Raw genomic sequence first — 17,431 nt, 5'->3', positions numbered from 1 at the left:
CGTCGCCGGTCCCACGGCGACGGCGACGGCGACGGCATGAGCGTCGTCCTCGCCCTGGCCGTCGCGGTCGCCGCGCTCACCGCGCACACGCTGGTCAACGCCACCCGCTGGCTGCGCCGCCCCGCCGCCGGCCCGGTCGAGGTGACCGAGGCGGTGGCGGTGCTGCTGCCGCTGCGTGACGAGGCCACCCGGGTGACGCCCTGCCTGCGCGCGCTGCTCGCCCAGCGGGGCGTACCCGACCTGCGGATCGTGGTGCTCGACGACGGCTCGACCGACGGCACCGCCGAGGTGGTCCGCGCGGTGGCCGGCGACGACCCTCGGGTCACCCTGCTCACCGGGGTCGCCCCGCCGCCGGGCTGGCTGGGCAAGCCGCACGCCTGCTGGCAGCTGGCCAGCCGGGCCGACCCGGCCGCCACCGTGCTCGCCTTCGTCGACGCCGACGTGGTGCTCGCCCCGTACGCCGTGGCGGCGGCGGTGACCGAGCTGCGCGCGGCGGACGCGGCGCTGCTGTCGCCGTACCCCCGGATCGTGGTGCGGACGGCGGCCGACCGGCTGGTGCAGCCGCTGCTGCAGTGGCTGTGGCTGACCTTCCTGCCGCTGCGCGCGATGGAACGCTCGCCGCGGCCGTCGCTGGCCGCGGCCGGCGGGCAGTTCCTGGTGGTGGACCGGGCCGGCTACCTGCGCGCCGGCGGGCACGCGGCGGTGGCCGACCAGGTCCTGGAGGACATCGGGCTGGCCCGGGCGGTCAAGCGGGCCGGGGGCCGGATCGCCCTCGCGGACGGCTCCCGGCTGGCCGCCTGCCGGATGTACGAGACCTGGCCGCAGCTGCGCGACGGCTACACCAAGTCGCTCTGGGCCTCGTTCGGGCACCCGGTCGCCGCGGCCGTGGTGGTCGCCCTGCTGCTCCTGCTCTACACCGCTCCCCCGCTGATCGCCGTGGTGCTGCTCGCCCGTGCGGCTCCACTGGAGTCAATGGTTGCGCTGGTCGCATATTCGCTTGGGGTGGCCGGGCGGGTGGTGACCGCCCGGGCCACCGGCGGACGGGCCTGGCCCGACGCGCTGGCACACCCCGTGTCGGTCGGGTTACTCGGTTGGCTCACCCTCCGGTCGTACCATCTGCGGAAGCGACGCCGGCTCACCTGGCGGGGTCGCCCGGTGGGCTAGGAGGGGGCACGTCATGGCGCGGATCGTGGTCATCGGCGCCGGCGTGGGCGGGCTCGCGGCCGCCGCCCGGCTGGCGGTCACCGGGCACGAGGTCACCGTGTTCGAGCAGGCCGACACGGTCGGCGGCAAGCTCGGCCGGTACCCGCACGACACCCCGGCGGGGACCTACCGGTTCGACACCGGACCCAGCCTGGTCACCCTGCCGCAGGTCTTCCACGACCTGTTCGAGGCCACCGGGGCGAAGCTGGACGAATACCTGGACCTCGTGCCGCTCGACCCGATCGTCCGGCACGTCTTCCCCGGCGGCGGGCCCACCCTGGACTCCTGCGCCGACCCGGCCGAGTTCACCGCCCGGATCGGCGCGGCCCTCGGCGACCGGGCCGCCGCGGACTGGCAGCGGCTGTGGCGACGGGCCACCCGGGTGTGGGAGGCGTCGCACCGGGACATCCTCGGCCGGGCCGTCGACTCTCCCCGCGACCTGGCCCGGCTGGCCTGGCGGCTCGGCGACCTCGCGGCCATCGGCCCCGGCCGCACCCTGCGCGGCCTCGGCCGCGGCCACCTGTCCGACCCGCGGCTGCGGATGCTGCTCGACCGGTACGCCACGTACACCGGCGCGGACCCGCGCCGCGCCCCGGCCGCGCTGGTCGCCGTCCCCTACGCGGAGCTGGCGTTCGGCGGCTGGTACCTGCGCGGCGGGCTGGGCAGCCTGGCCGACGCGCTGCTCTCCCGCTGCCTGGACCTGGGCGTGGTGGTGCAGACCGGCACCACGGTCACCCGGATCGACGCCGCCGGCGGCCGGGTGCACGGGGTACGCCTCGCCGGGCTGGCCGCCCCCGTCCCGGCCGACGTGGTGGTGGCCAACGTGGACGCGCTCACCCTCTACCGGGACCTGCTGCCCAGCCCGCGCCGGCTGGCCGGGCTCACCGACCGCAGCCTGGCCGGCTTCGTGCTGCTGCTCGGCGTACGCGGGGACTCCGGGCTGGCTCACCACACCGTCTTCTTCCCCGGCGACTACGACGCCGAGTTCGACGCGGTCTTCGGCGATCCGGGGCGCGGCGTCCGGGCCCGGCCGGCTCCCGATCCGACGGTCTTCGTCACCGTGGCCGACGACCCGACCGTCCGCCCGGACGGGCACGAGGCGTGGTTCGTGCTGGTCAACGCCGCCCGCCACGGCACCGCGGCGGGCGCGGTCGACTGGCGCCGGCCGGGGCTGGCCGAGGCGTACGCCGACCGGATCCTCGACGTGCTCGCCGAGCGGGGGGTGGACGTCCGGGACCGGCTGGTGTTCCGGGAGATCCGCACCCCGGCCGACCTGCACACCGCCACCGGCACGCCGGGCGGGGCCATCCACGGCACCGCGGGCGGGCTGCTGCGCCCGGCCAACCGGGGCCCGGCGGCCGGGTTGTGGCTGGTCGGCGGCTCCACCCACCCCGGCGGCGGCCTGCCCATGGTCACCCTGTCCGCGCAGATCGTCGCCGACGAGATCGGCCCGGCCTGGTGAAAGGAAGGGCCCCTTCTTAACGCCTGGTGCAGAGCAGGGGTCCCTTCTTAACGCCTGCGGTCGGGGGCGCGGCGCGGGTGGCCGGGTGGGCGGAGCGGGGAGGGCCGCGTCAGCCGGCGTCGATCAGGGCGCGGCGGACGGCGGACATGAGCTGCCCCAGGCCGAAGCCGGCCAGCAGCACCCAGACCGTGGTCGCCATGGTGATGGTGCCGGCGGTCAGGTCGGCGTCGAGCAGCCCGGTGAGCCCGGCCACCACCAGCCCGCCCAGGGCCACGCAGACCCGGGTGGGCCGCTCCCCGACGGTGACCGCGCCGATCTCCCGCATCCCGGCCGCGACCGCCCGGGCCCGGACGTACTCGTGCAGCCAGGACAGGCCGCCGGCCGCGGCGACCAGCGCGCCGGGCGCGCCGATCAGCCAGAACGCGGTCAGCCAGGCGGCCTCACCGAGCCGGTCGGCGACCGAGTCGTAGACGTACCCGAGCCGGGTGGTGCGGTTCGTGGCCACCGCCACCGCCCCGTCCACGCTGTCCGCCACGGCGGCGAGCAGCACGAACAGCGCGGCGAGGAACGGGCCGTCGCCCGCCCGGCCGACCACCAGCGGTACGCAGAAGCAGAGCAGCACCCCGACCACGGTGACCGCGGTCGGGCCGATCCGGAGCCGGCCCAGGAGGTAGCCCACGTGGTAGGCGAAGCGCAGCCAGGCCCGGACCACCGGCGCGGCCACCCGGGGGTCGAACCCGCCGTGCAGCCGCGCCCACACGGTCGCGTACTGGTCCCAGTTCAGCTGTGTGCCCACCACGGGATCAACCGTAGAAGGGCGGTGCGGGTGTCGTGGGCCGGCTGGTCAGACCCGGGCGTCGACCCGCAGGTGCTGCCAGACCTCGCGGGTGGCGGTGGACCGGTTGAGGGTGATGAAGTGGATCCCCGGCACGCCCTCGTCCAGCAGCCTGGCGCACATCTCGCTGGCCTGCTCGATGCCGAGCCGCCGGACCGCCTCCGGGTCGTCGGCCACCTGCTCGAAGCGCGCGGCCAGCGCGGGCGGGAACGGCGCTCCGGAGAGCTGCACGGACCGCTCGATCGTGCCGATCTGGGTCACCGGCATCACCCCGGCCAGGATCGGCGTGTCGCAGCCGGCCGCCGCCACCCGGTCCCGCAGCCGCAGGTAGTCGTCGGCGTCGAAGAACATCTGGGTGATGGCGAACTCGGCCCCCGCCCGGCACTTGCGGACGAAGTGCTCCGTGTCGCTGGCCACGTCCGGCGAGCGCGGGTGCTTGTACGGGAAGGCCGCCACCCCGACGCTGAAGTCGCCCGCGTCGCGGATCAGCCGGACCAGCTCCTCGGCGTAGCGCACGCCCTCCGGGTGCGGGATCCACTCGCCGCCCGGGTTGCCCGGCGGGTCGCCGCGTACGGCCAGCACGTTGCGGACGCCGACCGAGGCCAGCCGGCCGATGACGTGCCGCAGCTCGGCGACCGAGTGGTTGACCGCGGTCAGGTGCGCCATCGGCAGCAGGGTGGTCTCGGTGGCGATCCGCTCGGTCACCGAGACCGTGGTGTCCCGGGTCGAGCCGCCGGCGCCGTACGTGATCGAGACGAACGAGGGGCGCAGCGACTCCAGCTCGCGGATGGCCTGCCAGAGCAGCCGCTCCCCCTGCGGGGTCTTCGGTGGGAAGAACTCGAAGGAGAAGGTCGGCTGGCCGTGGCGGATCAGCTCCCCGATCGCCGGCTGCGGGTTGGGGAGGACGGAGGGAAGACCGAGCGCCACGCCCCGACTGTAGTCGCCGCGTCCCGCCGTACCCAGGATCTTCCCAGCCTGCGAGCGCGGCGCGGGCGGAGCGTCGTACCCCAGGGGTAGAAACGGGGCAGCGCGGAGGGACCGGCCGGCGGCCGGCGCCCGGGGGCCGCGCGGGGGTCAGCACGATCGGCGACGTGCCGGTCCGGCACGGCCGGGCGTCCGCGTCGTCACCCGCGCCGATGCCCTCCGGAGGACCGATGAGCCCGTTCCCGCCCCCCGACCCGCGCCCGCTCGGGCCGCTCCTGGCCCACCTGCGGGCCACGCGCGGGTGGAGCCAGCAGCGGGTCGCGGCGGCGCTCTGCGCCGCCTCCGGCGTGCCGACCCTGACCCGGCACGAGATCTCCCGGTGGGAGCGCCAGCGACGGCTCCCCGGCGACTTCTGGCTGGGCTGGCTCGCGGTGGTCCTGGGTGTGCCGGGCGGCCTGCTCGCCGAGGCGGCGGCACAGCCGCCGGCTGGGGGTGGTGCCGGCGGCGGTGGACCGGGCCGCCGCCCGCTCGCGGACCGCCCTGCTCACCCTGGCGCACCGCTGGTCGGCCGACCCGGCCGGCGCGACCGGGTCGGGTTGGGTGCCGTCCGTCGTCGGGGCGGAGCCGGGCGGGATCGAGCCAGGCGTACGGGAGGCGGGCGGCGCCGAGCCGGGCGTACGGGAGCCGGGCGGGCCGGCGGCCGACGTGCCGGCCGGCGGCGACCTCGCCGACCTGCGTCGCTGGGACGACCTGCTCGGCGGGGCGGATCTGGCCGGGCACGGCACCCGCCGGCTGCGCCGGGCGGTCCGGGCCTACCGGGCCGCCGGGCCGGTGGGCCGCCGTCGACTGCTGCCGGTGCTGGCCGAGTCCGCCCAGCTCGCCGGCTGGCTCGCCGCCGACGCCGGGGAGGTGACCGCCGCCCTGGACGCCTACCGGCTGGCGCTGCGCGCGGCGGCGGCCGCCGCCGACCCGGCGTTCGCCGGGCACGTGCTCGGGTCGGCGAGCCACCTGCTGGCCGGCGTCGGCGACCCGGTGGGGGCGCTCGCCCTGGCCCGGGCCGGGTGCGCGGGCTGCCGGGACGCGGCCTCGCCCGGGCTGCGGGCCCTGCTGCTGCACCGGGTGGCGTTCGCCGCCGCGCTCGCCGGGCGGTCCCGGGCGGCCCGGCGGGCGCTGGACGCCGCCGCGCGGACCGGCGGCCCCGAACCGGACCGGGAACCGCCCTGGCTGTACTGGCTCGACCCGGCCGAGCTGGCGGCGCTGACCGGTCGCACCCTGGTCGCGCTGGGCCGGCCCGGGCCGGCGGTGCCGCTGCTCGGCCCGGCCGTGGGCGGTCGGGAGCGGCCCCGACGGGCGGCGGTCTACGGCGGCTGGCTGGCCCGGGGGCACCTCCAGCTCGGCGAGGTGGAGGCCGCCTGCACGGTGGCCGGGGCGGCGCTGCTCGACGCCGTCCGGTCCGGCTCGCCCCGGGCGGTCGGCCAGCTCACCGAGGTCCGTCGCCGGCTGGCCGCGCACCGCGACGAGCCGGCCGCCCGGCGGTACGCCGGCCTGCTGGCGGAGGCCCGGCCCTGGCTGCCGGTGCGGCCGGGCAACGGGCCCGGGGCGGCCGGGTCGCGGCCCCGGGCCGCACCCCGCGCGCCACGCCGACCCCGCGACACGACGGGACCGGTGGGGACCGGCTAGCGTCGTGGCGTGACCCACGCTGCTCCCGTCTCCCCGGTCGACCGCGCCGGCCTGCGCCAGCGGATCGACAAGTCGCTCACCGAGTTCCTCGCGGGCCAGCGCGGCTGGCTGACCGGCGTCGACGCCGGACTGGTGCCGGTCGCCGAGGCGATCGAGGCGTTCGTGCTGGGGGGCGGGAAGCGGCTGCGCCCGGCCTTCGCGTACTGGGGCTACCGGGGCGCCCGCGGGATCGACTCCGACCAGGTGGTGTGCGCCCTGGCGGCGCTGGAGTTCGTGCAGGCCAGCGCCTTGATCCACGACGACCTGATGGACCGCTCGGACACCCGGCGGGGCGAGCCCTCGGTGCACCGGCGGTTCGCGGCCCGGCACCGGGAGGCGGGCTGGGGCGGCGACCCGGACGGGTTCGGGGACGCCGCGGCGATCCTCCTCGGCGACCTCTGCCTGGTCTGGTCGGACGAGCTGCTGCACTCGGCCGGCCTCGACCCGCGTACGGTGGCCCGGGCCCGGCCGGTCTTCGACGAGATGCGCACCGAGGTGACCGTCGGGCAGTACCTGGACGTGCTGACCCAGGCCACCGGGGACACCTCGCGGGAACGGGCCGGCAAGGTGGCCCGGTACAAGTCGGCGAAGTACACGGTCGAGCGGCCGCTGCTGCTGGGTGCCGCGCTGGCCGACGCGCCGCCCGAGGTGCACGCCGCGTACTCGGCGTACGGGCTGCCGCTGGGCGAGGCGTTCCAGCTCCGCGACGACGTGCTGGGGGTCTTCGGAGACCCGGAGCGCACCGGCAAGCCGGCCGGCGACGACCTGCGCGAGGGCAAGCGGACGTATCTGGTCGCGGCGGCCCTGGAGGCGGTCGACGAGGCGGGCCGGGAACTGCTGCTGGGCGGGCTCGGCGACCCGGGGCTGGACGCCGAGGGGGTGGCCCGGCTGCGTGAGGTGATCACGGCGAGCGGGGCGCTGGAGCGTACCGAGCGGCGGATCGCCGCGCTCACCGAGAGCGCGCTGGCCGCCCTGGCCACCGTCGACCTGGACACCGAGGCCCGACAGGCCCTCGTCGACCTGGCCATCGCCGCCACCCGCCGCACCGACTGACCCCCTCCCCCTCCCACCCAGCCCCACCCGGGTTGATCATGAAGTTGTTGCCGCCGATCCCGGCGTGTCGGAGCAATAACTTCATGATCAACGGGGAGGGGCGGGGGGTGGGGTCAGAAGCCGAGGGCCTGGGCGCGGCGCTTGATCTCGCGGGCCTGGTCGCCGGCGAGGGCGGCGGCGGGCGTACCGGCGGGGAGGGTGGGGTCCTCCTGGTAGAGCCAGCGCAGCGCCTCCTCGTCGTCGTATCCGGCGTCGGCGAGCAGGTTGAGCACGCCGGGCAGGTGCTTGAGCACGGTACGGTTGGCCACCAGGTCGGCCGGGATGCGGCGCACGCCGTCGCGGCGTACCGCGATCAACTCCCGGTCCCGGATCATCTGATGCACCTTGCTGATCGACAGGTCGAGGCGCTCGGCCACGTCCGGCAGGGTCAGCCAGCCCGCCGGGTCGGTGGGGCCGGGCAGGTCGGCCCCGGCGGCGGCCGGGTCGACGGGTACGGAATCGGTCACCCGACCACCCTGCCACGTGCCGGCCCGGACCCGGCACCGGCACCCCGTCCCGCGGGGGCGGCGGCCCTGGTCGGCGGGCCGGACGTGCGCGTCGGGGTGGCCGGGTCGCACCCCGGCGGTAGCATCCTGTTCAACCTTCACCCGATGGACACATAGACTTCCTGCCGATGGACACACAGGTCGCCGACACGTTGCTGGGCTCGCTGATCGACGGGCGCTACCGCATCCGCGGTCGCGTGGCCCGTGGTGGCATGGCGACCGTGTACACCGCCACCGACGAGCGCCTGGAGCGCACCGTGGCGGTCAAGATCATCCATCCGACCCAGGCGCCGGAGGCCCGGGCCCGCCTGGCCGGCTTCGTGGCGCGGTTCACCGACGAGGCGAAGACCATCGCCCGGCTGACCCACCCGAACGTGGTGGCGGTCTACGACCAGGGCACCCACGCCGGCCTCCCCTACCTGGTGATGGAGTACGTGCGGGGGCGCACCCTGCGTGACGTGCTGACCGAGCGGCGCCGGCTCAACCCGGACGAGGCGCTGGCCATCGCGGAGCAGATGCTCGCCGCGATCGCCGCCGCGCACCGGGCCGGCCTGGTGCACCGCGACGTCAAGCCGGAGAACGTGCTGGTCGCCGAGGCGCCCACCGGCGGCGCCGCCAACCTGGTGGACAGCGTGGTCAAGGTGGCCGACTTCGGGCTGGCCCGCGCGGTCGAGGCGAGCGCCGAGGAGGAGAACGGCAACCAGCTGATGGCCACCGTGGCGTACGTCGCCCCGGAGCTGGTCACCGAGGGCCGGGCCGACCCGCGCACCGACGTCTACTCCGCCGGCATCGTGCTGTTCGAGATGCTCACCGGCCGGGTGCCGTACGACGGCGACCGCCCGGTGGAGATCGCCTGGCAGCACGTCGACCGGGACGTGCCCGCCCCGTCGACGCTGGTGCCGGGGCTGCCGAAGGTCCTCGACGACCTGGTCGGCCGGGCCACGCGGCGGGATCCGGGGGCCCGTCCCACCGACGCCGGCGCGCTGCTGGCCGAGGTGCAGGTGGCCCGGGACGACCTGGGCAACGCCCAGTCGCACACCGCGGTGCTGCGCCGGGTGGACGAGACCGCCCCGGTGGCCCAGCCGACCATGGTGGTGGCGGCGGTCCGCCCGGCCGAGCGCCCGGCCTGGGCGCGGCTGCCGGAGGGCGGCGGGCAGCGCCCGCACCGCCGCCGGGCCGCCGTCGAGGACGAGAGCCTCGGTTCCCGGCTGGCCGGGCTGCGTACCCGGGTGATGGGCTCGCCCCGCGGCCGGCTGGCGGTCGCCGCGGTGGCCGTGGTGCTCGGCCTGGTGGCCGCGGTCGGCGGCTGGTGGTTCGGCGTCGGGCGCTACACGGTCGCCCCGCAGCTGGTCAGCCTGACCAGGGCCGAGGCGGAGGCGCAGGCCGCCCGGGGCGGCTTCACCCTCCGGTACGCCGAGCCCCGCTACGACGAGAAGGTCCCGAAGGACAGCGTGCTGGGGCAGGACCCGGCCTCGGCCGCCCGGATCGTCAAGGGCGGCACCATCACCCTGACCCTGTCCCTCGGCCCGGAGCAGCTGCCGGTGCCGGACGTGGTGGGCAAGGACTTCGAGGTGGCCCAGGCCGAGCTGACCGACGCCAAGCTGGTCGTGGTCAAGGGCCCCGCCCGGTACGACGACGCGCTCCCGGCCGGGGTGGTGCTGGAGACCAACCCGAAGACGGGCACGGTGGTCAAGCCGGGCACGAAGGTGACCCTGGTGCTGAGCAAGGGCCGGGCCCCGATCAGCGTGCCCAACCTGGTCGGCAAGAACATCAACGAGGCGCGCACCATCCTCGCCCAGCTCGGGCTGACCCCGGTCGAGACGTACAAGGACTCCGACAAGCCGAAGGACGAGGTCCTCGGCCAGAGCCCGGCCGACGGCACCGGCGTGGAGAAGGGCGCCCAGGTCAAGCTGGAGATCAGCAAGGGGCCGGCGCAGGTGCCGGTGCCCCGGGTCGTCGACATGCCCTGCCAGCAGGCGAAGCAGGTGCTGGAGAGCCAGGGCTTCCCGGCCAACCTCCAGCTCAACCCCAACGGGGTGGCCCGCTTCCAGAACCCGCCGGAGAACACCCCGGTGCCGCCGGGCACCACGGTCACGGTGACCTGCCTGTGAGCGCGAACGGCGGCGGGCGACGGCGGGTCGGCTCGCACACCCCCACCTCGGGCGGCCTGGCGAAGGCGGCGTTGCCGTACGTCGACGCGGCCGCCTCCGAGGTGGTGCAGGTCTACGTCTCCAACTCGCGGGGCTGGGCCCTGCCGGCCGGCGACCCGGCCCAGGACGGGCTGTTCCGGGACGGCTGCGGCGAGCGCGGCCTGCCGGTGTTCATCCACGCCTCGCTGCTGGTCAACCTGGGCTCCCCCACCCCCGCCACCGTCGAACGGTCGGCGCAGACCCTGGCGCACGCGCTGCGCCGGGGCCGGGCCATCGGCGCCGAGGGGGTGGTGTTCCACGCCGGCAGCGCGGTGGACGCCGGGCACGCCGAGGCGGCGATGCGGCAGGTACGCGAGACCCTGCTGCCGCTGCTGGACGAGACGGCGGCGGCCGGCGGGCCGATGCTGCTGGTGGAGCCGAGCGCCGGGGGCGGCCGGTCGCTGGCCTCCCGGGTGGAGCACCTGGGTCCCTACCTGGACGCGGTGGAGCGGCACCCGATGATGGGCGTCTGCTTCGACACCTGCCACGCCTGGGCCGCCGGGCACGACCTGGCCGCCGAGGGTGGGATGACCGCGACGCTGGACACCCTGGTCGCCACGGTCGGGGCGGGCCGGTTGAAGCTGGTGCACGCCAACGACTCGAAGGACCTGTGCGGCTCGACCCGGGACCGGCACGAGAACATCGGCAAGGGCACCATCGGCGAACCCGCGTTCGCCGAGCTGATGCGCCACCCCGCCACGGCCGGCGTCCCGGTCCTGGTGGAGACCCCCACGGAGAAGCACGTCGGCCACGCCGCCGACATCGCCACCCTCAAGCGCCTCCACCCCTGACCGCGCCCCACCCTCGCGCCGCAACCCTGCAGTTGATCAAGGGGTTCGCGTCAGCCGGAGTGCGGATTGTGACGCAAACCCCTTGATCGCCGCAGCAGACGGGGGTCAGGCGCGGAGGATGGCGGCGAGCGCCTCGGCGGCGCGGTCGATCTGCGTGTCCGAGACGTCGAAGTGGGTGACCAGGCGGGCGGTGCGGGGGCCGAGCACGGAGATCAGCACGCCCCCCGCCCGGGCGGCGGCGGCCAGGGCCTTCGCGTCGAGCGGGTGCTTGGTCAGGTCCAGCGGGACGATGTTGGTCCGCACCGGCGTGGCGAGCACCCCGAACGGGGCGACCGCCTCGGCCAGCCGGGCCGCCTTGGCGTGGTCCTCGGCGAGCCGGTCGACGTGGTGCGCCAGGGCGTACCGGCCGGCGGCGGCGAGGACGCCGACCTGCCGCATGCCGCCGCCCATCCGCTTGCGCACGAACCGGGCCCGGGCGATCTTCTCCGCGCTGCCCACCACCAGGGAGCCGACCGGCGCGCCGAGGCCCTTGGAGAGGCAGACCGACAGGGTGTCGAAGAGCGCGCCGTACTCGGCCAGCGGCACCCCGTCGGCGACGTGCGCGTGCCAGATCCGGGCGCCGTCGCAGTGCAGGGCCAGGTCGTGGTCGTCGGCGATCCGGCGCAGCTCGCGCAGGGTCGCGAGGGGGATCACCCCGCCGCCGCCCCGGTTGTGGGTCTGCTCGACGGCGATCGCCCGGGTGGGCACGGCGAAGTAGCCGTCGGGCCGGATCATCCCGGCCACCACCTCCGGGTCGATCTCCGCGCCGACCGCCGGCCAGGTCCGCGACGAGATTCCGCCGTACGCGGCCGCCGCGCCGATCTCGTACGTGACCACGTGCGCGTCGGCGTCGCAGAGCAGTTCGTCCCCGGGCGGCACCAGCAGTTGGAGGGCGATCTGGTTGGCCATCGAGCCGGTCGGGGCGAAGAGCGCCGCCTCGTGCCCGAACAGGGCCGCCACCTCGGCCTCCAGCGCGGCGACGGTGGGGTCCTCGCCGTACACGTCGTCGCCGACCTCGGCGGTGGCCATCGCCTCCCGCATCCCGGCGGTGGGCCGGGTCACCGTGTCGGACCGCAGGTCGATCAGACTGTCAGCCACAGCACTCCTCGCGTCAGCCACGGAGCATCTCCGCCACGAGGAAGGCCAGCTCCAGCGACTGCTGGGTGTTCAGTCGCGGGTCGCAGGCGGTCTCGTACCGGTCGGGCAGGTCGAGGTCGTCGATGCCCTGGGCGCCGCCCAGGCACTCGGTGACGTCCTCGCCGGTCAGCTCGACGTGCAGGCCGCCCGGGTGGGTCTCCAGGCCGCGGTGCACCTCGAAGTAGCCGAGCACCTCGTCGACGATCCGGTCGAAGTGCCGGGTCTTGTAGCCGTTCGAGGACTCGTGGGTGTTGCCGTGCATCGGGTCGCACTGCCAGACCACCTTGGCGCCGGCCGCGGTGACCTTGGCGACGATCGGCGGCAGGGCGTCCCGGACCCGGTGGTTGCCCATCCGGCTGATCAGGGTCAGCCGGCCGGGGATGTTGTCCGGGTTGAGCTTCTCGCACAGCTCGATGGCCTCGTCCGGGGTGGTGGTCGGGCCGAGCTTCACACCGATCGGGTTGGCGATCCGGGAGATGTAGTCGATGTGCGCGCCGTCGATCTGCCGGGTGCGCTCGCCGATCCAGAGGAAGTGCCCGGAGAGGCCGTACGCCCGGTTGTCGGAGATCCGGGTGAGCGCCCGGTCGTACTCCAGGGCGAGGGCCTCGTGGGAGCAGTAGAGGGTGACCGTCCGCAGCGCCTCGTCGTCGGTCATCCCGCAGGCCCGGATGAACGCGATGGCCCGGTCGATCTCCCGGGCGATCGCCTCGTAGCGCTCGCCGGCGGGCGACTGCCGGACGAAGTCCTTGTTCCAGTCGTGCACCGCGTGCAGGTCGGCCAGCCCGCCGGCCAGGTACGCCCGGAGCATGTTCATCGCCGCGGCCGAGTTGGCGTACGCCCGGATCATGCGCTGCGGGTCGGCGACCCGCGCCTCCGGCGTCGCCTCCAGCGAGTTGATCATGTCGCCGCGGTAGGCCGGGAGGCCGCGCGCGTCGGTCGGCAGCGAGCGGGGCTTGGTGTACTGGCCGGCGACCCGGGCCACCTTCACCACCGGCAGCGACGCCCCGTAGGTCAGCACGATCGCCATCTGGAGCAGCGTGCGGGCGTTGGCCAGCAGGTGGCTCTCGGTGTTGTCGGCGAAGGTCTCCGCGCAGTCGCCGCCCTGGAGCAGGAACGCCTTGCCCTCGCAGACCAGCGCGAGGCGCCGCCGGAGCTGGTCGACCTCGTACGGGGCGACCACCGAGGGCACCGTGTCGAGCACCTTGCAGACCTCGGCGACCCGGGCCGGGTCCGGCCAGGGCGGGGTCTGCGCGCGGGGCAGGTCCCGCCAACGGTCCAGGCCGAGGGCCGCGTCCTCGGCGGAGTCGGCGGTCGGACGGCTCGTCTGCAGGCTCGGGCTGCCCACGGCGGGGTGACTCAGTTGGTGCCACTCATGGCGCATGACAGAAAGCGTACGGCGACCGCCGGGGCGACCTGCCGCCGAGGGGGACGGTTCCGGCCACTGGGAGACGCCCGCCACACCCCGGCCGGAGCGCAGGTCAGCCCGGGTGACGGGGTCACGGGGTGGTGGACGGCTCCGGGGTGTTGCCGCCCGGCGCCTCCCCGGCGATGCACCAGTCGGCCCCGCTGCGGGTGACGGTGAACAGCAGTGGCCGGGTGGCCGTGCGGGACCCGACGGCGACCGTCACCGCCGTGCTGACCTCCTGGCCGTGCGGGCCGGACCGGACGTCGGTGATGGTCGACTGGGGGACGGTGAAGTGGTCGGCGAAGTCGCCGTTGGGGCCGGTGGCGGCGGCGTCGAAGGCGGCCTGCATCGGCGCGCAGAGCTGGCTGCGCCCGGCGTCGACGTCCTTGGCGGCCATCGCGTCGAGGTACGCCTGCACCCGCTCCCGGCTCTTGGCGGCGGCCTCCTCGGCCGGGGCCTGCTGCTGGGCGCCCGCGCCGGAGCCGCCGTCGGCGTCGTCCCCGCCGGCGAGACCGCAGCCGGTCAGCGCGACCGGCAGGAGCGCGAGCAGGGCGGCGCCGGTGACCACCCTCCGGTGCGACTGGCCCATCGGTCCCTCCCATCGACCCGGGGCATCGAGACGTGCCGAGCGGCGAGTCTGTCACACCCGTCGGCGACCGGCCCATCCTCCCCCGCTCACCCCGGCCGGCCGGGACGCCGCGCGGCGGCGCCCCGCGCCCGTCCGGACCGGTGGTTAGTCTCTGGTGGCCGCGGCGTCGGACCGCGGGTACGGGGAGGTGACGGGCGATCCTCGCCGTGGCGTCGGTCGACACCGCGGGGCTGGCCCCGGCGGAGCGGTTCGACTTCTGGCAGAACCTGGTGGCCCGCGAGTCGGCGGCCGCCCGGATCGACAGCGCGCACGCGCACGACTTCACCGCCTCGGCCCGGGCAATCGACCTCGGCGTGGTACGCCTCGGCGTCTGGCGCTACCCGTCGCTGGAGTTCACCCGCACCGCCCGGATGATCAACAGCGCCGATCCGGACCTCTACCAGCTCGCCCTGCCGCTCTCCGGCCACGGCGTGGTGTGGCAGGGGCGCCGGTCCGGCGCGCTCGATCCGTCCTGCTTCGCCTTGGTCGACACCGTCCAGCCGCACGGCTCTCACCACCGGCCGGACGGGACGGGCGGCGGCCCGGTGGCCACGCTGACCGCCCTGGTGCCGCACGACGCCCTGCCGCTGCCCGCCCGCCGGGCGGACGCGCTGCTCGCCGCGGCGATCCCGGCCGACCGCGGGATGGGTGCGCTGCTCGCCGGCTTCCTGCGGCAGATCGTGGCGCACCCCGAGCAGTACGCGGCGGCCGACGCGCCCCAACTCGACCGGATCGCCCTGGACCTGATCGCCGGCACCCTGGCCCGGCGGCTGGACGTCGAGCGGGAACTGCCGGTCGAGGTCCGGGCCACCGGGCTGCGGGCCCGGGTCGAGGCGTTCGTCCGGCAGCACCTGGGCGACCCGGCGCTGACCCCGGCCGCCGTGGCGGAGGCGCACCACGTGTCGCTGCGGTCGCTGCACCGGCTCTTCGAGGGCACCGGCACGACGGTCGGCGGGCTGATCCGTACCGTCCGGTTGGACCGCTGCTTCCGGGACCTGGCCGACCCGCGGCTGGGGCACCTGACCGTCCACCAGATCGCCCGCCGCTGCGGCTTCCCCGACCCGGCGCACTTCAGCCGGGCCTTCCGGGCGGCGTACGGGCTCTCCCCCAGCGAGCACCGGGCGCGCGGCCTCCGGGGCTGAGACGCGCGGGCGGGGAGGGGCCGGTGCGGCCCCTCCCCGCCGGGTGGGTGATGCGTCGGCCCTCGGCTCAGCCGAGACCGCCCTTGATGGCGCCGATCAGCTCACCGTTGCTGGTGTCACCGGAGAGCTCCCAGAAGAAGGCGCCACCGAGGCCCTGGTTCTTCGCGTAGGTCATCTTGCCGCCGATGGTGGCCGGGGTGTCGTAGCTCCACCAGTTCGACCCGCACTTCGCGTAGGCCGTGCCGGCGACGGTGCCGGTGGCCGGGCAGGTGTTCTTGAGCACCTTGTAGTCCTCGATGCCCTGCTCGTAGGTGCCGGGCGCCGCACCGGTGGCGGTGCCGCCCGGGGCGGTCTGGGTGACCCCGGTCCAGCCCCGGCCGTAGAAGCCGATGCCCAACAGCAGCTTGTCGGACGGGATGCCCTTGCCCTTGAGCTTCTGGATCGCCGCGTCGGACCAGAAGCCCTGCTGCGGGATCCCGGTGTACGAGGTGAGCGGCGAGTGCGGCGCGGTCGGGCCCTGGGCTGCCCAGGCGCCGAAGTAGTCGTACGTCATCGGCATGATCCAGTTGAGGTACGGCGCGGCGCCGGCGTAGTCGGTGGCGTCGATCTTGCCGCCGGTGCTGCCGTCGGCGGTGATCGCCGCGGTGACCAGGAAGCTGGAGCCGAACTTGGCCCGCAGCGCGCTGATCACGTTCTTGAAGGCGTTCGGGCCGCTGGTGTCGCACTGGAGACCGCAGGCGTTCGGGTACTCCCAGTCGATGTCGATGCCGTCGAAGACGTCGGCCCAGCGCGAGTCCTTGATCAGCGCGTAGCAGGAGTCCGCGAACGCCGCCGGGTTCTGCGCGGCCTGGGTGAAGCCCGCCGACCAGGTCCAGCCGCCGAAGGACCAGATCACCTTCAGGTTCGGGTACATCTTCTTGAGCTTGCGGAGCTGGTTGAAGTTGCCGCGCAGCGGCTGGTCCCAGGTGTCGGCCACGCCGTCCACGCTGTCCGCCGCGGTGTACGCCTTGTCGTAGTCGGCGTAACTGTCCCCGATGCTGCACCGGCCGCCGCTGGTGTTGCCGAAGGCGTACAGCAGGTGGGTCATCTTGGCGGCCGACCCGCTGGTGTGGACGTTCTTCACGTGGTAGTTGCGGGCGTAGACGCCCCACTCGGCGAAGTAGCCGACGATCTTCTTCCCCCCGGAGGGAGGCGGGGTGGTGGGGGGCGGAGTGGTGGGAGGCGGGGTGGTCGGCGACACCGTGGGCGAGGCGGTCGGGGACGTGGTCGGCGAGGTGGTCGGGGACGGCGCGCTGGTGGTCGGGGTGCCGCCACCGGAGCAGGACGCGCCGTTGACGGTGCAGTTCAGCGGCGCCTGGTACCCCCCGGTGCCGTTGTAGCCCCAGCTGAAGCTGGCCCCCGGGGCGAGCGGCCCGGCCCAGCTCTTCTTGACCGCCACGTAGTGGTTGCCGCTGCTGGTGACGTCGGCGTCCCAGAAGGTGCTGATGCTGGTGCCGGCCGGCAGGTCGAACTCGATGCGCCAGGTGTCCACGGTGGCGCTGGTGCCGTTGGTGACGGTCACCTTCGTCTCGTGACCGGTCCCCCAGTCCTGCACCTTGGTGAAGGTGGCGGTCACGCTGCCCGCGGCGGAGGCGGTCGCCAGAGGCAGTGCCGCGGCCACCAGCGCGACCACGGCGCCGGTGGCCCAGAGGGCCCGGCGGAGCGATCTCTTCATACGGCCTCTCCCCAATAGTTAGGAAACTTTCCTTATTGAATGCTGAGACGCTACTCAGCCGTCACCACTTCGTCAAGATGTAGATATGTCGATCTCTGGTCGCCCTCGGCGGGGGCGCGCCCGGAGGCGCGTAACCTCGGCGCATGAGTGTTTTCGACGTACGGATCGACGCCCTCTCCGGCGGCCCGGCCGACCTCGCGCGGTACCGGGGCCGCGCCCTGCTGGTGGTCAACGTGGCCTCGCGGTGCGGGCTCACCCCGCAGTACGCCGGCCTCCAGGCCCTCGCCGACGAGTACGCCGACCGGGGGCTGACCGTGCTCGGGGTGCCGTGCAACCAGTTCGCCGGCCAGGAGCCCGGCACGGCCGCCGAGATCGAGGAGTTCTGCCAGGTCAACTACGGGGTGACCTTCCCGCTGACGGAGAAGGTGGACGTCAACGGCCCGGACCGGCACCCGCTCTACGCGGAGCTGGTGTCCACCCCGGACGCCGAGGGGCACACCGGCGACATCCGGTGGAACTTCGAGAAGTTCCTGGTCGCGCCGGACGGCACGGTGGCGGCCCGGTTCGCCCCGCAGGTCACCCCGGACTCCCCCGACCTGCGGGCCGCGATCGAGAAGGTGCTGCACGGCTGACCCGGCCAGCGCC

15 protein-coding genes are annotated in these 17,431 nt (G+C 75.2%); 8 read left to right on the top strand and 7 right to left on the bottom strand.

What is annotated here, in order from left to right:
• The first annotated feature begins 36 nt into the window (after nucleotides 1-36).
• Both ACGFI9_RS17370 and ACGFI9_RS17365 read left to right on the top strand, forming a co-directional pair.
• Nucleotides 37-1,164: a glycosyltransferase gene (locus ACGFI9_RS17370; RefSeq protein WP_393178979.1), complete on the top strand. Its 1,128-nt coding sequence runs from the start codon at nucleotides 37-39 to the stop codon at nucleotides 1,162-1,164.
• A 13-nt stretch (nucleotides 1,165-1,177) separates the two neighbouring features.
• Complete coding sequence (locus ACGFI9_RS17365) at nucleotides 1,178-2,665, top strand: phytoene desaturase family protein (RefSeq protein WP_393178978.1); 1,488 nt, start codon at nucleotides 1,178-1,180, stop codon at nucleotides 2,663-2,665.
• Nucleotides 2,666-2,774: 109 nt separating this feature from the next.
• Here ACGFI9_RS17365 and ACGFI9_RS17360 read toward each other — a convergent pair whose 3' ends face one another.
• Complete coding sequence (locus ACGFI9_RS17360; protein WP_393178977.1) at nucleotides 2,775-3,464, bottom strand: CDP-alcohol phosphatidyltransferase family protein; 690 nt, start codon at nucleotides 3,462-3,464, stop codon at nucleotides 2,775-2,777.
• Nucleotides 3,465-3,509: 45 nt separating this feature from the next.
• On the bottom strand, nucleotides 3,510-4,427 hold the full coding sequence (metF, locus tag ACGFI9_RS17355; RefSeq protein WP_393178976.1) for a methylenetetrahydrofolate reductase [NAD(P)H]: 918 nt from the start codon (nucleotides 4,425-4,427) through the stop codon (nucleotides 3,510-3,512).
• Between the two features lie 438 nt (nucleotides 4,428-4,865).
• Here metF and ACGFI9_RS17350 point away from each other — a divergent pair, with 438 nt between their 5' ends.
• Nucleotides 4,866-6,104, top strand: coding sequence for a transcriptional regulator (locus ACGFI9_RS17350; protein ID WP_393178975.1), 1,239 nt, complete (start codon nucleotides 4,866-4,868; stop codon nucleotides 6,102-6,104).
• 9 nt (nucleotides 6,105-6,113) lie between these two features.
• Complete coding sequence (locus tag ACGFI9_RS17345) at nucleotides 6,114-7,196, top strand: polyprenyl synthetase family protein (protein ID WP_393178974.1); 1,083 nt, start codon at nucleotides 6,114-6,116, stop codon at nucleotides 7,194-7,196.
• A gap of 113 nt (nucleotides 7,197-7,309) precedes the next feature.
• Here the strand turns inward: ACGFI9_RS17345 and ACGFI9_RS17340 are convergent, their stop codons facing one another.
• Nucleotides 7,310-7,702 (bottom strand): Rv2175c family DNA-binding protein, encoded by a 393-nt coding sequence (locus ACGFI9_RS17340; RefSeq protein ID WP_393178973.1) that lies wholly within the window; start codon nucleotides 7,700-7,702, stop codon nucleotides 7,310-7,312.
• 167 nt (nucleotides 7,703-7,869) lie between these two features.
• Here ACGFI9_RS17340 and pknB point away from each other — a divergent pair, with 167 nt between their 5' ends.
• A complete protein-coding gene (gene pknB, locus ACGFI9_RS17335) occupies nucleotides 7,870-9,852 on the top strand; it encodes a Stk1 family PASTA domain-containing Ser/Thr kinase (protein WP_393178972.1) in 1,983 nt (660 codons plus the stop codon).
• Nucleotides 9,849-10,721 carry a deoxyribonuclease IV gene (locus ACGFI9_RS17330; RefSeq protein ID WP_393178971.1) on the top strand — a complete coding sequence of 291 codons (873 nt, stop codon included), beginning with the start codon at nucleotides 9,849-9,851 and terminating at the stop codon, nucleotides 10,719-10,721. The genes pknB and ACGFI9_RS17330 overlap by 4 nt, the downstream gene beginning before the upstream one ends.
• A gap of 105 nt (nucleotides 10,722-10,826) precedes the next feature.
• On the opposite strand, the gene ACGFI9_RS17325 is transcribed toward ACGFI9_RS17330, so the two are convergent.
• The 3 genes from ACGFI9_RS17325 to ACGFI9_RS17315 all read right to left on the bottom strand — a co-directional run bounded on the left by ACGFI9_RS17325 (nucleotide 10,827) and on the right by ACGFI9_RS17315 (nucleotide 13,891).
• Entirely contained in the window at nucleotides 10,827-11,846 is a 1,020-nt protein-coding gene (locus ACGFI9_RS17325; protein WP_393179353.1) for a threonine aldolase family protein, read from the bottom strand.
• 25 nt (nucleotides 11,847-11,871) lie between these two features.
• Nucleotides 11,872-13,278 (bottom strand): class II 3-deoxy-7-phosphoheptulonate synthase, encoded by a 1,407-nt coding sequence (locus ACGFI9_RS17320; protein ID WP_393178970.1) that lies wholly within the window; start codon nucleotides 13,276-13,278, stop codon nucleotides 11,872-11,874.
• Nucleotides 13,279-13,393: 115 nt separating this feature from the next.
• Nucleotides 13,394-13,891, bottom strand: a complete 498-nt coding sequence (locus ACGFI9_RS17315) for a hypothetical protein (protein ID WP_393178969.1) — start codon at nucleotides 13,889-13,891, stop codon at nucleotides 13,394-13,396.
• Between the two features lie 206 nt (nucleotides 13,892-14,097).
• Between ACGFI9_RS17315 and ACGFI9_RS17310 the strand changes: the two genes are divergently transcribed.
• Nucleotides 14,098-15,072, top strand: coding sequence for an AraC family transcriptional regulator (locus tag ACGFI9_RS17310; protein WP_393178968.1), 975 nt, complete (start codon nucleotides 14,098-14,100; stop codon nucleotides 15,070-15,072).
• A 67-nt stretch (nucleotides 15,073-15,139) separates the two neighbouring features.
• On the opposite strand, the gene ACGFI9_RS17305 is transcribed toward ACGFI9_RS17310, so the two are convergent.
• Nucleotides 15,140-16,786 carry a glycosyl hydrolase family 18 protein gene (locus tag ACGFI9_RS17305; protein WP_393178967.1) on the bottom strand — a complete coding sequence of 549 codons (1,647 nt, stop codon included), beginning with the start codon at nucleotides 16,784-16,786 and terminating at the stop codon, nucleotides 15,140-15,142.
• A 143-nt stretch (nucleotides 16,787-16,929) separates the two neighbouring features.
• Here ACGFI9_RS17305 and ACGFI9_RS17300 point away from each other — a divergent pair, with 143 nt between their 5' ends.
• Complete coding sequence (locus ACGFI9_RS17300; RefSeq protein ID WP_393178966.1) at nucleotides 16,930-17,418, top strand: glutathione peroxidase; 489 nt, start codon at nucleotides 16,930-16,932, stop codon at nucleotides 17,416-17,418.
• Nucleotides 17,419-17,431 lie beyond the last annotated feature (13 nt).

The sequence above is a fragment of the Micromonospora sp. NPDC048930 genome (assembly GCF_043197935.1).
Lineage (GTDB): Bacteria > Actinomycetota > Actinomycetes > Mycobacteriales > Micromonosporaceae > Micromonospora.
The sequence above is the reverse complement of the archived record's forward strand: the minus strand, read 5'-3'. Positions and strand labels throughout refer to the sequence as shown.

What these genes read in the sequence shown, in the direction of transcription:
- ACGFI9_RS17370 (WP_393178979.1), top strand. Translation starts at nt 37, where the DNA reads ATGAGCGTCGTCCTCGCCCTGGCCGTCGCGGTCGCCGCGCTCACCGCG.
- ACGFI9_RS17365 (WP_393178978.1), top strand. Translation starts at nt 1,178, where the DNA reads ATGGCGCGGATCGTGGTCATCGGCGCCGGCGTGGGCGGGCTCGCGGCC.
- pknB (WP_393178972.1), top strand. Translation starts at nt 7,870, where the DNA reads ATGGACACACAGGTCGCCGACACGTTGCTGGGCTCGCTGATCGACGGG.
- ACGFI9_RS17320 (WP_393178970.1), bottom strand. Translation starts at nt 13,278, where the DNA reads ATGCGCCATGAGTGGCACCAACTGAGTCACCCCGCCGTGGGCAGCCCG.
- ACGFI9_RS17315 (WP_393178969.1), bottom strand. Translation starts at nt 13,891, where the DNA reads ATGGGCCAGTCGCACCGGAGGGTGGTCACCGGCGCCGCCCTGCTCGCG.
- ACGFI9_RS17305 (WP_393178967.1), bottom strand. Translation starts at nt 16,786, where the DNA reads ATGAAGAGATCGCTCCGCCGGGCCCTCTGGGCCACCGGCGCCGTGGTC.
- ACGFI9_RS17300 (WP_393178966.1), top strand. Translation starts at nt 16,930, where the DNA reads ATGAGTGTTTTCGACGTACGGATCGACGCCCTCTCCGGCGGCCCGGCC.